This is a genomic window from Maribacter luteocoastalis (assembly GCF_048890225.1).
In the GTDB taxonomy this organism is placed as follows: domain Bacteria; phylum Bacteroidota; class Bacteroidia; order Flavobacteriales; family Flavobacteriaceae; genus Maribacter; species Maribacter luteocoastalis.
Map to the genome: position 1 here is coordinate 445,244 of NZ_JBMFZG010000003.1, position 15,984 is coordinate 461,227.

The 15,984-nt window shown below is 37.6% G+C and carries 13 protein-coding genes; 3 read left to right on the forward strand and 10 right to left on the reverse strand.

The features are described 5' to 3' along the window. Nucleotides 1-19 precede the first annotated feature (19 nt). Nucleotides 20-211, reverse strand: a complete 192-nt coding sequence (locus ACOCEA_RS09210) for a cold-shock protein (RefSeq protein WP_013995610.1) — start codon at nucleotides 209-211, stop codon at nucleotides 20-22. Nucleotides 212-489: 278 nt separating this feature from the next. Here ACOCEA_RS09210 and ACOCEA_RS09215 point away from each other — a divergent pair, with 278 nt between their 5' ends. Beyond that, a complete protein-coding gene (locus ACOCEA_RS09215; RefSeq protein ID WP_420755939.1) occupies nucleotides 490-1,389 on the forward strand; it encodes an EamA family transporter in 900 nt (299 codons plus the stop codon). A gap of 132 nt (nucleotides 1,390-1,521) precedes the next feature. Here ACOCEA_RS09215 and ACOCEA_RS09220 read toward each other — a convergent pair whose 3' ends face one another. From ACOCEA_RS09220 to ACOCEA_RS09230, 3 genes are all read right to left on the reverse strand, one after another. Then, on the reverse strand, nucleotides 1,522-2,529 hold the full coding sequence (locus tag ACOCEA_RS09220; RefSeq protein ID WP_420755940.1) for an amidohydrolase family protein: 1,008 nt from the start codon (nucleotides 2,527-2,529) through the stop codon (nucleotides 1,522-1,524). A gap of 127 nt (nucleotides 2,530-2,656) precedes the next feature. Then, complete coding sequence (locus ACOCEA_RS09225) at nucleotides 2,657-3,877, reverse strand: alpha/beta hydrolase-fold protein (protein ID WP_420755941.1); 1,221 nt, start codon at nucleotides 3,875-3,877, stop codon at nucleotides 2,657-2,659. Between the two features lie 377 nt (nucleotides 3,878-4,254). Next, nucleotides 4,255-7,119 (reverse strand): PQQ-dependent sugar dehydrogenase, encoded by a 2,865-nt coding sequence (locus ACOCEA_RS09230; protein ID WP_420755942.1) that lies wholly within the window; start codon nucleotides 7,117-7,119, stop codon nucleotides 4,255-4,257. A gap of 818 nt (nucleotides 7,120-7,937) precedes the next feature. Between ACOCEA_RS09230 and ACOCEA_RS09235 the strand changes: the two genes are divergently transcribed. Together ACOCEA_RS09235 and ACOCEA_RS09240 are read left to right on the forward strand one after the other, a co-directional pair. Beyond that, nucleotides 7,938-9,191 (forward strand): ammonium transporter, encoded by a 1,254-nt coding sequence (locus tag ACOCEA_RS09235; protein ID WP_420755943.1) that lies wholly within the window; start codon nucleotides 7,938-7,940, stop codon nucleotides 9,189-9,191. A 29-nt stretch (nucleotides 9,192-9,220) separates the two neighbouring features. Beyond that, nucleotides 9,221-9,562, forward strand: a complete 342-nt coding sequence (locus ACOCEA_RS09240) for a P-II family nitrogen regulator (RefSeq protein WP_420755944.1) — start codon at nucleotides 9,221-9,223, stop codon at nucleotides 9,560-9,562. A gap of 231 nt (nucleotides 9,563-9,793) precedes the next feature. On the opposite strand, the gene ACOCEA_RS09245 is transcribed toward ACOCEA_RS09240, so the two are convergent. The 6 genes from ACOCEA_RS09245 to ACOCEA_RS09270 form a co-directional block, all read right to left on the reverse strand. Next, nucleotides 9,794-11,074, reverse strand: coding sequence for a prolyl oligopeptidase family serine peptidase (locus ACOCEA_RS09245; protein WP_420755945.1), 1,281 nt, complete (start codon nucleotides 11,072-11,074; stop codon nucleotides 9,794-9,796). Nucleotides 11,075-11,171: 97 nt separating this feature from the next. Next, nucleotides 11,172-12,020 carry an aminotransferase class IV gene (locus ACOCEA_RS09250; protein WP_420755946.1) on the reverse strand — a complete coding sequence of 283 codons (849 nt, stop codon included), beginning with the start codon at nucleotides 12,018-12,020 and terminating at the stop codon, nucleotides 11,172-11,174. A 3-nt stretch (nucleotides 12,021-12,023) separates the two neighbouring features. Next, nucleotides 12,024-12,923 (reverse strand): sugar phosphate isomerase/epimerase family protein, encoded by a 900-nt coding sequence (locus ACOCEA_RS09255; RefSeq protein ID WP_420755947.1) that lies wholly within the window; start codon nucleotides 12,921-12,923, stop codon nucleotides 12,024-12,026. Nucleotides 12,924-13,006: 83 nt separating this feature from the next. Further along, complete coding sequence (locus ACOCEA_RS09260) at nucleotides 13,007-14,206, reverse strand: PQQ-dependent sugar dehydrogenase (protein ID WP_420755948.1); 1,200 nt, start codon at nucleotides 14,204-14,206, stop codon at nucleotides 13,007-13,009. Nucleotides 14,207-14,305: 99 nt separating this feature from the next. Beyond that, nucleotides 14,306-14,728, reverse strand: a complete 423-nt coding sequence (locus ACOCEA_RS09265; protein WP_420755949.1) for an OsmC family protein — start codon at nucleotides 14,726-14,728, stop codon at nucleotides 14,306-14,308. A gap of 60 nt (nucleotides 14,729-14,788) precedes the next feature. Next, the gene (locus tag ACOCEA_RS09270) at nucleotides 14,789-15,898 is read right to left on the reverse strand and encodes an alkene reductase (RefSeq protein WP_420755950.1); all 1,110 of its coding nucleotides are present in this window, start codon (nucleotides 15,896-15,898) and stop codon (nucleotides 14,789-14,791) included. Nucleotides 15,899-15,984: the final 86 nt, after the last annotated feature.

Here is a 15,984-nt window from a genome sequence, read left to right on the forward strand (position 1 = left end):
AAACTGGAAAGTATATGTATTAGATAACCTTTACGTTTACTGCGTTTAATCCTTTGTTGCCTTCCTGTAAATCGAATTCAACTTCATCGCCTTCGCGAATTTCGTCAACTAATCCGGATACGTGTACAAAGTGATCTTTTTCAACTCCTTCTTCAGTTATAAAACCAAATCCTTTTGTGTCATTGAAAAATTTTACTGTTCCTTTACTCATTGTAATGTAATTAAATTTATAATATGTATTAATTCGCAAAGATGGCGCCATTTTTCCGACATCCAAGCTATTAATTGACTTATTTTCAATTTATTATAAATGCTAAATTTAAGTGGTACTCACTTTGGACTACTAATATATCTAAATAACTTCCCCTACTATACTTGAACCAAAATAAGAAACGAACCATATATTTTTATTAGAAAATATTCTAAATAGGGACCTATCTTAAATTGAATATGTTTAACAAAAGACGCCAATAAAGTATCTTCGCGTTCATGTGGATGTATTTGGGTTTATTGGCCGCCTTATTTTTGGGATTACACAATTTATGTAAAAAGCATGCTGTACAAAATAATGAGGCTTTTACGGTACTTTTAGGTACTATTACAGCTGGCTTTCTACTGTTATTGCCACTATATTTGGGCTCTATCTATTTGCCTGAAAAATTACTGGAGATAGATTTATTTGTATCGGATATTCCTTTAAAAATGCATTGGTTTATCTTGATCAAGTCCCTTTTTATGGCTTCATCATGGGTTTTGGCATACCAAGCTTTAAAACATTTGCCCATTACCATTGTAACGCCAATCCGTTCTGCAGGACCCTTTTTCACATTTATAGGAGCTATCCTAATTTATCAAGAACGACCTAATTTTTGGCAGTGGATAGGTTTTTTCCTAATCATTTTCTCGGTCTTTTTATATTCCAAAATCGGTAAAAGGGAAGGCATACACTTTAAAAGCAACAAATGGATCTATGCCATCATCGCCGCCACATTTTTAGGAGCCTCTAGTGGCCTATATGATAAGTTTTTAATTCAACAACTTCATTTAAACCCACCTACATTGCAGTTTTGGTTTTGTACATATACCATGCTAATTATTGGTGTGATAGTTGTTATTAACTATGCGGGCAACAAAGCCATAAGTACCTCATTTAAATGGCGTTGGACCATTCCTATGGTTGGTATTTTGTTGCAGACTGCCGACTATTTTTATTTTAAGGCGCTACAAGACCCTGAAGCTTTGATAATGCTTTTATCCGCGATTAAAAGAAGTCAGATTCTCATTGCTGTGGTGGTTGGCGGCTTACTGTTCAAAGAACAAAATAAGCGTAAAAAGCTAGTACCCCTTTTTGGCATTTTAATTGGGGTGTTTTTAATTCTTTACAGTTAAACACAATAAAATAAGTTTACCGTTTTGAAGTAAAAAACACCCCAACACAACATTTAGGAATCGCTATTTAGATCGTACAAAATGACTATAATAGTCTTTAGATGTAGGTCTTTTCGTTAACTGGTACAGGGTTCATTCAAATTTTGAAGCATCCAAGTTCAAAAAGCGTACGGCATTATTGAAAAGGATATCCCGTTTTTGCTCCTCTGAAAGATAATTTGCATTTTCAATCACCCCAATAGAAGTTTCCAATAATTCTGGCCAAACCATTAGATCGGTGCCATATAATATTCTTTTGGCGAATCCTGCTTGGACCAAACGCTTTAGATAGGCATGTATTTCTTCTAGAGGATAGCTCCAGATAAATCCTGCCAAGTCAACATATACATACGCATTCGCGCCCATTAAGGCTATCATTTGATCTACCATTGGGTAGCCTGCATGCATCACCCATATTTTTAATTTGGGATGTCTGGCCAGCATATCTTCCAATAAAAAAGGTTGCCCCAATGATGCCCTATATTTAGGAGAGCTAATATTGGCCATTCCGTTACCACCTGTTCCCATATGAATACCAACTGGAATCCCAAGCTCTTCCGCAACACCAAAATAGGCATCCAATGACATATCACTTGGGGACATACCTTGGTATTGTGGTGCCACTTCGCCCATTACTTTGTAGAATCCGTTAGAAAGGGAATCTTTAAAGGCAGCAACCGTCATCTGTTCAGGGTTACTTATTCCCAACGATGGAATAATGTGGTTGGGAGCCGCGCTATGCCATTTATGAATAACATCCGCATCACCACTTACCACCATGGTAATATTCAATTCCTTATTTGCCCTTAAGATAGCTTCCTGCATTTCTTTATCAGACTTAGCCGGCTTTAAGGGGGCCACACAGTTGGTATTTATAAATGAAGGCGCTTCTTGATTGGGTCCACTCCCTGGCATATCCTTTAAAAACCACGGACACATTTCTGAGGCAAAATTTGGGTTGGCTTTCATGGCATGTACATGTACATCTATAATGGGAAGCCTTTTCTTAGATTCCTGTGCCGAGCTAATTCCGGTATTCATAATAAGAATTAGTAGTACTAAAAATGTTTTTAAAATAGGGTTGTTGGTTAAAGGTTTCATTTTAATTGTTTAGCGTTACAGTTGGTGATTTCTATTTTAATTTTTTTTTAAATAGATTTTTATTGATAAAGTGCCAGAAAAATCATGGATAAGAAGTAGCATGATTCTTTCATGGATGGATTCATAATTATTTAAATAACATGGGGGCAAACTCCGATAGGTATATTCTCCAATTTGTCCATGTGTGTCCTCCGGTACTTTCACGATAAGTATATTCAAAATCCTGATTGTCCAATTCCTCGCGCATGGTTACTACACTTTCATAAAGAAAATCATCTTTTCCACAGGCAATCCAATACAATTTTGGATTAGCTTCCTTAAGGGCTAGAATCTGTTGTGCACGTTTTGAATGGTCCACTTCAATTCCAAATCGACTTAAATCGGCAAATCCCATGCTCATCACTCCAATATAATTAAACAAATCTGGGTATGCGAAAGAGGTGTTCATGGTTTGCAGTCCTCCCATGCTTAGACCGGTTAAGGCACGGTTATCCTTATTGGCTTTTACCTTAAAATTCTTCTCAATATATGGTATAACGTCATTGACCAGACTTTTTTCAAACAACATACTGGCCATGCCTCTTCCTGACTGTTCTACATTTGGTAACTTAGGGCTTATGGTTAAGGCGGAAGCCTGTGAAGGGTTTCCATTGGTCATTACCACGATCATGGGTTCGGCCTTTCCACTATTAATGAGGTTGTCCATGATTGTTTGTGCCGCACCTAGGGTGGGCCATGCTTCCTCATCACCACCACCACCATGAAGTAAATACAACACAGGATAATCTTCAGTGGATTCATGATATCCTGGAGGGGTATATACAAACATACGGCGCGTTAATTCTAGATTGGGTGAATCATACCAAATTTGGTGTACACTACCCTTTGGTCCGGTTTTGGCCCAATAGAGGTCTGATGCCTCACCTGGAACATAAAGTAAACTTTCGGTCCTAAAAACACCATCACGTGCTACTTTTAAATTAGAAGGGTCCAAGGTGGTAACACCATCTACCAAAAAGGTATACCCATAAAGTTCAGGTGCCAAAGGACCAACTGTGGTTGTCCACACACCTATATCATCCTTAGCAAGTTCCACCGTTTGCCTGATCATACCTTGATCTCCATTTGGAACCATAGGCATCCAATTGCCAGTAAGTGTTACCTTTTCGGCCTTTGGTGCCTTAATACGAAATACAACCGTATTGTCGGCTTCCAATTCAGGAGAGACCAAACGTTCGGTTTGCCCAACTTCTTGGGCATTAATGGCTAAAGGTAGCGTTAGTAGAATTACCATTGTCTTGAACAAGAGACTAGGCATACTTTTGAAATAAAAATTGGATAAACACATAGTTTTGCTTTTAATTAGGTTTGATTAATAGATAAAGGGTATGTTTAAAATAGGTAACCCTTTAATTTTATATATACTTACCATATCGGGATACTTCGGTAATCTTGTTAAAAAATCGAAATATTGAAATCATACATTATAAAACTCATGATTTTCATCAAAAATTATAGCGCAAAATAAACATTTATTCAAATAAACAATGGTTTTAAAAAGTTAAAGTCTCATTTTGAGACAATAATATTCTATGTTATGTTTAAAAGTAAGTTGAGCTATTGCCAAATGGGTTTGGATTGTTGAACTATGGAAGCTATTTTAAAACAAAAAAGCAAACCTTAAGGTTTGCTTTTTGTTACTGATTCAGACAATGCCATTGTAAATTACAGCATAGTTGTTCCCTTTTTAAACTCTAAATGGTTTATTTGCAACAACATCTGTCCCTGCTTTGTTTCAGGATTTTTAACTACTAAGTAAATATTGTTAAAACCGGTAATGTCTTTTACATCTATTGAAAGGTTTTGTTTCGAAAGTGCCATTACATCCCTAAAACCAGGTTCTGGGCCTTTTTTACCCGAAGCTTCCCATTCTTTTCGCATGCGTTGCAATTCCTGCCTAAAGTCGATTTCTAACGGTGCTATTTTTTCCGTGGAAGCCACTAAAGGACCATCAGGTGAATCTAGATGCACTTCAATAATTCCACCAATATCCTGGGTTCTTGTAGAAGCCTCAGCATTGATCGTTATTTCTGCAATACCAGTTAGGTCAATATTGTGATAAGCCAACCATCCCCCATCAGTATTTATTTTTAAAGATCTACTTGGGGTAATCAATAGTTTAATCCCTTCCGCTTCATCATATTCCTCCGATGAAATTACAGGATTTCGTAGTGCTATAATTTTTTCACTCGTTAAGGACTTACTATTAGAAGAGCCTTTATCAGTGTATGCTGCTCGTAGCAAATAGCTCCCCTTCCCATTTTCCTTTTTTGGAACAGAAGTGGTATAATTACCGGAAAGCGGTATTTTTTCTATTTCCTGTTTGGGTTCAATCAAGCCTATAATGTAATCTACAATAAGGGCGGCATCCTGCTCGCTAAGATCTGGATGCGCACTCATGGCATGTTCACCCCAAATACCTACACTACCGTTAATTATACGCTGTGCAATCTCTCGTTGTCCTTTTAAATTATTTTTGTATTTCTCGGCTACTTCCATATAGCTTGGGCCTATGGAACGGATATCTACACGATGGCAAGAAAGACAATCACTTTCGTCTATCATTGCCCTTCCTTTGGATAAGGTTATCCACTCGTCCGTGCTTACATGGTTCTGTGCAATTTCGATTGGGTCAAAACCTTCTGGGGCATAGTCAAAATTTACAGCTACTTCTTCTTCCTTGATTCCACCATCACTTATAGCCCCATCCTCTTTATCAGAGACATTTATCTTATAGGTTAATTTACTGTCTGGGAAAAAGAAACTCTGGTTCCCTTCCAAAATCTGTAAATCAACAATGGGAGGCTCATTTCCAGCAGTTATCTTAAACTGTTGTTGGTTACTGTTACCTTCACTATCGTTCACCAGAAGGTTTACGGTATAGATTCCTGCATCATCCAGTGTAATTTCTGGGTTAGCTCCTTTTAGATTTTTAGAAAAACCATTAGCTGACGATACCGTCCATTCATAAGTTAGCTCATCATTATCGTAGTCCATGGTCCCATCCGAGGATAGTTTAACGGAAAGGGGTACAGCACCTGCCTTCTTATCGGCACTGGCCATAATAATGGGTATTCTATTCCCTCCATTATATTGGATCCTTTTGATTTGGGCATTCTCGTTGCCACGGAACCAAGCAGAACCATATTCCAAAATATATAGGTCACCACTGGGGCTGAATTGCATATCTATGGCACTTGAAAAATTTTCTTTTGGCAAGAACGGTTCCATGGAAACGTAGTCTCCATTCCCATCCATGGTGACGGACATAATCCAGCCGCGCATAAATTCTGTCATTAACCATTTTCCTTCAAAATAAGCAGGGAAACGTTGGTCCGATTCGGAAAAATCGGCTTGGCGAAATACCGGTCCTCCCGTAGCACTACGACCGGCACTACCCAATTGTGGAAACTCTTCTGAATTGGCATAAGGATACCAAAAGAAAGCCTTTTGTGGAGGAGGTAAATCGGTAATCCCGGTATTGTTCGGAGAAGTATTTATAGGTTTTTCAACATCAAAATATCCATAAATGGAATCGGTCGCGTAGTCATAATCGGCATATGGTTTATTGTCGCCAATAAAATAAGGCCAACCAAAAAATCCTGGGCCTTTGGCCTGGTTAAATTCATCATAGCCACGTGGGCCTTGATCTAGGTCTTCTGAGGCATCTGGTCCCACCTCACCCCAATAGATGAACCCTGTCTCATTGTCTATAGAAACCCTCCAAGGATTTCTATGGCCCATGGTATAAATCTCAGGACGAGTTTTGGGGGTTCCTTCAGGAAATAGATTGCCTTTTGGAATGGTATAGCTGCCATCAGCTTCCGGATGAATACGTATGATGGACCCACGTAGGTCATTCGAGTTTCCGGCGGTACGCTGATCATCCGAGGATTCATGGCCGGGGCGTTCATCCAAATTGGAAGTGCCTTGTGGTGGATTGGCGGTATTGTTTCCTATGGTTACAAATAAGTTGCCATTCTTGTCAAATACCATTCCGCCGCCGGTATGGCAACATACCTCGCGTTGTGCGGGATACTCCAATACAATCTTTTTGGATTCATCTACTAGCTTACCATCTTTATATTCCCATCGGCCTAAAACATGTTTAGGTTCATCAGGATCTGCATAAAGCATAAAAACCCAGTGATTGTTGGTGAAGTCTGGATGTGCGGCAATACCCATTAAGCCTTCCTCGGCTGCACGGGTTTGCCCCTCTTTGTTAGTATAAAAAATGTTCACGGGTACATTGCCCACCGTTTTAACAATTCTGGTATCCGAATTGAAGGATTTTACACCTCCCTTTCTTTCCACAAACAATAATTCGGTATTGTTCAAAAAGGTAAATGCCATGGGTTCGTCCAGCTCTCCAGGCTCGGTTAGTACGGTGGTGGTGAATCTGTTTTCTTCTGGCGGGGTAAGATCAGCCACTGGCTTTTCATTACAGGAATTAAGCGTTAAAAAGGAACCTAAGGTGACTGTTAGAATCGTAAAAACATGTGTTCTAAATCCATTCTGATTTTGTTTCATATTGATAAATAAGTTAGTAGGGATACATGCCGTACCCTTAAATTGAGTTGGTATACACCAAAAGTAAACAAAAGATGGTTTATGGACAATCCCTTAAATACCCTCTGTGTGATTTAAAATTTAACAGCGTATTTATGAGTTAATTTTGGTATTATTCGTTATCACAGAGCTTGGCCTGATTTCAGGCCAAACCATATGGGTCAAAATTGTACTTGAAGATAGTAGTGGTAATATCTCCATTACAAAACGCAGTTTTTCGGAGTAACCAAACCTACAAATGTACTTGGCTGATTAAAATAAGTCTGGAAATTGGATTGCTTTTTGCCTATAACTAAATGGCAAGCTATATTGTGTAATCTAGTGTCTGTTAGTATGTTCTTGGAACTGATTCTAGCTAAGGTAACTATGGGGTTTGAAACTTATTTAATTCTTGCCGATAAGTATTGGTAATAGAGTTCTATTTGATTTGTTGATTATAATTATTCAAATACATTCACCGCTATAATAACTTATGGTTGTGGAACTTGTTAGCTTTATTTATTACTTGAAAGTAATTTAACTTCTACACATTGTAGTCTATAACATACTACCTAAATTTTACTTTTAAGTTAACAAAGAAACGGTTTGGGTGATATGATATCCCTAGATATCGTATTTACTTTCGTAGCTAAGCATAGTTAATGGCTTTGGGTCTTCATAAAAATTAGGAAAAATGTTATGATTTCTAAATTTTAGGTATTCAAGTTTGCACTTTTCCTATATTGTTGGCCTTTATGAAAAAATCATAAAGTAATCAACCAACTTAACTCACTTAGTTTATGAATGAAGTCGCGGCTACAGCCCTAGAACAAACTGAACTTATTTCTGCCATTGATACCGTTTGGGTGTCTATATGTGCAGCCATCATTTTTCTTATGGAAGGTGGTTTTGCTTTACTTGAGGCCGGTTTTGTACGATCAAAAAATGCCATGAGCATCATAGCAAAAGTTATTATCGATATTGTTTTTGGAGGTCTAGCCTTTTATACCATTGGCTTTGGTATTGCCTATGGTACTTCTAATGGTTGGTTTGCCTTTGATATGGGAATCCTTGAACATGACTTGGGATTAGACCTAACGGTTTCAAATCAATTATTTTGGTTTATCCAACTTGGCTTCGCTATTGCTGCCATATCCATTGTTTCGGGAGCGGTAGCAGAACGGATGAAGGTATGGACCTATGCGCTTTTTGTTGTAGTGTTCTGTGCAATAATGTATCCAATGGCAGCCAATTGGGTGTGGAATCCTAATGGTTGGTTGGCTTTAAGGGGGTTCAATGATTTTGCCGGTTCGGCTGCCGTGCATGCCATGGGTGGTTTTGCCGCATTGGCAGCTGCCATGGTTTTAGGTCCCCGATTAGGCAAGTACGATACAAATGGGAATCCCATTGCAATTCCTGGCCATAATTTACCTTTGGCAGCTGTTGGAGGGTTTATATTGTGGTTTGGTTGGTTCGCATTTAATCCAGGTTCTACGCTTGGTGCTGTAGGTAACTGGGAACTTATAGGTACTATTGCTACCAATACTTTTTTGGCCTCGGCAGCAGGTGGAGCCTCTACCATGTTCTACACGTATTTTAGATATGGCCAAATTGATATTACCATGACAATAAATGGTGTCTTGGCAGGGTTAGTGGCAGTTACCGCTGGATGCAATATAGTATCGCCAGGATCTGCCATAATTATTGGTTTGATTGCTGGTGTCCTTGTTGATCTCGCTGTTATTTATATTGACAAAATAAAGATAGATGATCCGGTAGGAGCTATTGCCGTACATGGGGTAAATGGACTTTTTGGAACTATTGCAGTTGGGCTTTTTGCAGAAGAAGGTGGTCTGTTTTTTGGTGGGGGAACAAGCTTGTTGCTTACCCAAACCATTGGTGTTTTGACAATAGCTATCTTTTCTTTTGTAGTTACTTTTATATTGATGATCCTATTAAAGAAAACCATAGGTATCCGAGTCAATAGATCTGAAGAAAATGCTGGAATAGATGCAGTGACCTTTGGTGTTGAGGCTTACACATCTTTTGAATAACTAATAGCTAAAAAAATAAAAACAACAACATGAAAAAAGTTGAAGCCATAATACGTCCCTCTAAATTAAAAGATGTTCAACGAGGTCTAAAGGAAGCCGATATACCATGTATTACCGTTGTGCCGGTTAAGGGAACTGGACTTCAGAAAAGCTATAGCGAACGTTATCGCGGTACTGAACAGTCCATGATTTTACAAACAAGAGTAATGATTATGTGCGTAGTAAGTGATGAACACTTAGAAAAATGTATTTCCGTTATCAAGGAAAACGCATCGGAAAATCAGGTAGGTGACGGTAAAATATTTATTTATCATGTGGAGGAAGCCATACGCCTTAGTACAGGTGTAAGGGGTAAGGAAGCAATTCTATAGATAGTAATTTTATTACTTTTTAGTTCTTGCTAATCTAGCTTCTCAAAAAATAAAAACATAACTAAAAGATGAGGCCTTCCAAAAAGCACTTTTCTTGTCTGTTCGAGCGTAGTCGAGAACTAAAAATCAATATATCTCGGCTGCGCTCGATATGACAGTAGTGCTAATTTTTGGTTTTTTGGACGGTCTCTTATTAAATTTATAGTTGTCTTTAAAAACTAAGTGTATTTTTTAATTATGCTGTGCGGCCAACCATTCCATTATGCTAACTGGTTTATTTTTCACGAGTACAGGGTTTCCATCAAAATCAAAATCGGCATCATTGCTATGTGAATAAACCCATGACCAGTGGCCTGGGAAATGGTAATTTTCACCACCATAAATTCCGTTTAGGTCAATTACATGATCATAAAGTGAAAAATGAACATTAGGCGCACCTGCCGAAATTAATCTATGATATAGGGGTACCACTGTTTCATCGGGTACAGTTGTCGTGTCATCTTTTGAATGTACAAACCAAATTGGCACGTTCTTAATGCTTTGTACCATCTCATCCGTCACATATTCATTTTGATATGCCAAGGCACTGATATACCCAGCGGCAAAATATTTTGGGTTGTTCAAAATTAATTTAAGGCTCATATACCCGCCGTTAGAACAACCACCAATATATATTCGATCTTTGTCAATATTCGGATTTTTAGCCACAAAATCTTTTATTAGGTTGATCAATGCTTCATTATAAATATCATTAGTATCTCCCCTTGTATACTCACCTGTAGCGCTTTGCATCCAAAAAGTAGGCGTTTGTGCTGCTAACACATATGATCCATTAAAGATATTTTGTATTTCTGGCGAGGCATAATTAACGGCTTTATTGGCAATAAGGGCAATGCTGGGATCAGTACCCCCTTCACCCCCACCATGAAGCCATATGATCAATGGAGATTTCTTATCTCCTTTGGGGGCGTAACTGCCATAGGTAAGTTGGATATCTTTATATTGGTAAACACCGGATAAATCAAATTTGTCCAGTGATGGTATAATGCGTTTATTCTCCTTGTACCAAACGGAATTGGAAGGTTTATGGGTAATGGACAACTTATAATCAATCCATTGGTTACTCCCGCGTCCATTGCTACGATAATATTTAATTGGGGAACTCAAAGGGTCAATTGGGCTTACCAATAATACCAAAGTAATATGGCTGCCTTCTTCTAAACGATTTCCATTTTCATCGGAAGGATATGTGTAAAGTACGGTTCTTTCTCCCGAAGCCTCCGATACGGACATTTCTACATTTTCCTTACTACGGGATACCAATACCGTAAAGTCTTGTATTCCAAACGGTTTTTCCGTTGCTGGTTTTTGTACTACCACTTTGTTTACTCCAGGTCCCCAATCATAACTACTGATAATGATGGTATAGGCATTGTTATTTTCAATGGTATTTGCAGATACTATAAAATGCATCAAAAGTAACGTTGTCCAAAGTAATAGTCGATTTTTCATGGTTTGGTATATATAATTAGTTAACATGTTTTATTAAAAGTATATAGTTGATATGCTTCAATGACTTTAAATATACAATTTTAAGAGATTATTTAATTTAGCTGGAAGCCTTTAGTTCTAAAAATGCTTCTTGTAGTCTTCGTGTTGTTTTCCCGCAAACTTCACCTTTGTAAAAAGTATGCCCATCTATTTTTTGTATGGAAGCAATTTGCGTACTGGTTCCAGTGAGAAAAGCTTCATCCATATCAAAAATATCTTTAGACAATATGGCCTCCTCAACAATACCGATATCTAGTTTTTCACACAATTCAATAACTACTTTTCTTGTAATTCCATCTAAAATATGATTATTTGTAGCATGGGTATAAACGACATCGTCCTTAACAAAAAAAACGTTACAATGGGACGCTTCGGTTATGAAACCATCACGTACTAAAATGGTTTCAAAACAGTCATTTTCCATGGCAGTTTCATTGAGCATTACATTACCCAATAAAGAGGTCATTTTTATATCACAACGAGACCATCTAAAATCTTCCCTAGTTATGACCTTTGCATGAACTGGGTTAATGCTGGGCAATACTTTTGGTACGGCATAGAAAAACACGGTAGGGGCTATATTTTTTGGAAAGGCATGTTGTCTAGGCGCTACGCCGCGTGTAATTTGCATATATAACATGCAATCTTCACTTGTAAGGTTTACGGCTTTTAAAAGTTTTTTTATTTCAGGCTGTAAACTGTCAACATTAAAATCAATATTTATTTTTGATAATCCGTCTTTGAGCCTTTCTAGGTGGTCTTTTTCATAAAAAAAAGAGCCAGCAATCTGTACCATTACCTCGTATATACCATCACCAAAAATAAAACCACGGTCAAAAACAGAAATGTTCGCATCTTTATAATGAACAATTTTTCCGTTTAAATATACTTTATCTGGATACTTCATTTATCATAAATATCGCTGAAGATGCTTTTTAAAATATATGGCACTATCGGTAATACTTTGCATTGAATTTACGGCAAAGTTTCCCCCTTGCTCAATATAATAGTACTGCAAGTCTTCTTTTTCAATAGAAGACAAGAGGTTTTTATAATCAATAGAGCCATTACCCATCTCGGAATAGTCACGAGTTACCTTGTCCATGTCTTTAATATGCCACATGACATATCTGCCAGGGTTCTCTGCAATCAATTCAGCTGGACTTTTCTTTGATGAATGTTCTACCCAATACATATCCATTTGTAACTTCACTAAATTTGGGTCGGTACCCGAAAGTATGATGTTGTAGCCTTGCTCTCCATTATGGTCTGTAAATTCAAAATCATGATTATGATAGGCAAATTGCATTCCGGCTTTGTTTATCCGCTCCCCTATTCTATTTAATTTGTCCGTAAGGATCTTGAAATTTTCTATGGTACAAAACTCTGGTGCCAACCAAGGCCATGTAATAAATTTGCTATTTAAGATATATGAACCTTCTATACATTGGTCTACATAACGTTCAAGCTTTTCCATTGGGTCATTAAAACGACTTGAAAAATCATAATGACCACTTGAAATTGTAAAATCCAAGTCTTCCAATTGCTTTTTAAATTCCTTCGATTTAATCCCGTAATATGTGTCATTATCACCATCGTACCCGTATATTTCCCCGTCCTCATATCCCAATCCTCTAGCATACTTTATACTTTCTATTGGATCTTTGGCCATCGCATCACGAATAGTAAACAGTTGTAATCCCATTTTAAAACGTGGTTTGATTTCAAATACTGATAATGGCAACAATGAGCTAACCGATAGGACACCGCTTTGTTTTAAAAAGGTTCTTCGAGTAGATTGATTATTCATAATGACCGTAAGGTGTTAAAAAGTTGTGTTGAACATTTTTGAATTATAAATATAAGGTTTGGAAATCGAATTCGTAAGTGTATTTATTCCATACTCGCTAGTGCCGTATCACTGTAAGAAACACGATAAATAGCATCGCCATAGTCATCGGAAATAAGCAAGGAACCATCTTTTAACCATAATAAATCAACCGGTCTGCCGGTAACTTTCTCTGTGCTATTATTCAACCAGCCTTCAATAAATGGTTCATAGCTGACAACATTTCCATCCCTAATGTCCGCCATCATGATACGATAGCCCACCTTTTTGCTTCGGTTCCATGAACCATGCTCCGCTATTAAGGCTTTATTTTTATAAGCTACAGGAAACATTTTTCCCGTATTGAACTTTATTCCCAATGGTGCCACATGGGCTCCCAATTGTTTGGCGGGAGCAATGAAATCCTCACAAGGTTTTTGGTCCCCAAATTCTGGGTCCTTAATGGTGCCCCCATGACAAAAAGGATAACCAAAATGTTGACCAACCTCTGTTACCTTGTTTAACTCACATGGAGGAATATCATCGCCAAGCATATCCCTTCCATTATCTGTAAACCACATTTCACCAGTATCTGGGTGCCATGTAAACCCAACAGAATTCCGAACACCTTGTGCATATATTTCCCTGTTACCACCATCTGGGTCCATTCTGGTAATGGTGCCAAATCTTTTATCTTCCCCTGTACGGTCACAAATATTACAAGGAGCCCCAACAGGAACATAAAGTTTGTCATCTGGTCCAAAGGCAATATATTTCCAGCCGTGATGAAATTCGGTAGGATAATCATCATATATCAATTCCTTTTTTAAAGGTCTACCTAATTGATTTTCAATATTGGGATATCTCCAAAGGCTACCTACTTGAGCTACATAAAGGTCACCGTTGCGCATAGCTATTCCATTGGGTACTTGCATCGTATCCAACACCATTACATTATCGGCTATAAAGTCATTGTTGGTATCTTGAATAGCGTAAACCGTATTTTCATTTCTTGTACCAACAAATAAAGTACCATTATCACCCATGGCCATGGAACGGGCACCGTCTACTCCCCTAGCATAAACTGAAATATTAAAGCCATCTGGTAAGTCTAGCTCAAGAAGAGCCAAATCTGTACTATCCAAAGGAATCGGTTCTTGGTTTTCCTCAGCGTCATGACCTTTTTTTTGTTTGTCTTTACATGCAGAAATTCCTGCGAGTAACGAAAATAAAATAAGTAGGTAAAGGGAACTCTTAATTTTCATATGACTTAAAATTTGTGCTAAAATAAATAAGGGTTCAAAGTTTCCAGACCCAAGTTAACGTGATTTGTGAAAACCCATATTGTTTTAAGAATTCTTCTTTTAAATATTTTTCAATGAGGTTTTAAGTTCTATTTCTGCCTTAAGAAGTTTAGAAATAGGACAAATTTCTTTTGCTTTATTCGCTATTTCCTCAAATTTGGCTAGACTAATGTTGGGAACATCGCCCTTTAAATTTAGTGTTATGGTTTTTATCTCACCGTCCACAAAATTAACATTTGCAGCAACATCAAGTGTATTTGGGGTAAACCCTTCTTCACCCAGCAAAAAGCTTAGTTGCATGGCGAAACAACCTGCATGTGCTGCACCAACAAGTTCTTCAGGATTTGTTCCTTTTTCATCCTCAAATCTTGTGCTAAAGGAATATGGTGTTTCTGACAATACGGTACTATCAGTAGTTAAAAAGCCTTTGCCTTCTTTTCCGCTTCCTTGCCATTGTGCTTTTGCATTTCTTGTAAATTTCATATTTCAATTTTTTAGGATTAATTCTAATTATCTAAATATATAATTATTTAAGATAAAATCTTATGCTTTTGTTTTTTCCTTAAATGTTGGGTAATCCAAATAGCCTTCTTTATCAGGGGTGTAAAAAGTTTCCTCGTCCCACTTGGCCAGTTCAGAATTACTTTCAAATCGTTCCACTAGATCTGGGTTAGAGATGTATAGTTTACCAAATGCCACTAAATCTGCGTTGCGGTTGGAAATTATATTATTTCCTGATTCTTGGTCAAATCCCCCATTAATCATCAAGGTTCCATGATAAAGGGGTCTAAAATGTTCAGCTATATTCTGAACGGCATAAGGGATTTTCGATACATCTGTAAAAGGCTCTGATAGATGTACATAAGCCAAATCGTAGTTGTTCAGTTTTTTGATAACATATTCAAATGTAGGAATTGTTTCCTTGTCCATCTCCATGCCAAAGAGTCCATGTAGGGAGGGGTTAAACCTTGCACCAATTTTCTGCTCTGGAATTACTTTTTTTATTTCGTCCAACACCTCAAAAAAGATACGTGCCCTATTTTCTATACTTCCACCATATTTATCTTTTCGTTCATTTGAACATGCATTAAAAAATTGATGGAATAAATAACCATTTGAAGAATGGATTTCTACACCATCAAAACCTGCTTCAACAGCATTTTTTGCCGCATTTTTAAAATCCTGTACTGTCGTGTTGATGTCATCCAAAGACATTTCTTTGGGCGTGACCGTTTCTTTGAATCCTTCTGGTGTGTATGACTTGGCATTTGGGTTTATTGCAGATGGTGCTAACGGCAGCTCGCCATTATGAAAATCTGGATGAGACATACGACCAACATGCCAAAGTTGTATAAATATTTTACCGTCTTTATTATGCACGGCCTCGGTTACTTTTTTCCATCCTTCCACTTGTGATTTAGAATAAATACCAGGTGTGTTAATGTATCCTACTGCCCTTTCAGAAACTTGTGAGCCTTCTGTAATAATCAATCCTGCGGATGCCCTTTGAGCATAATATTGAGCCTGTAGCTCTTCTGTTGGTTTCTTTTCCTTATTTGTTGCCCTACTGCGGGTCATTGGTGCCATAACCACCCTATTTTTGAGGTTCAAGTTGTTGTTATGGTACGGCTCTAGCAATGCTTGCTTATTCATTTTAATACGTTTTTAAATAATTCTTTTACAAAGTTCCGTCATTAGGGTTTATTTTCTTTGCTCTTATGAATAAAATATTGAATGGT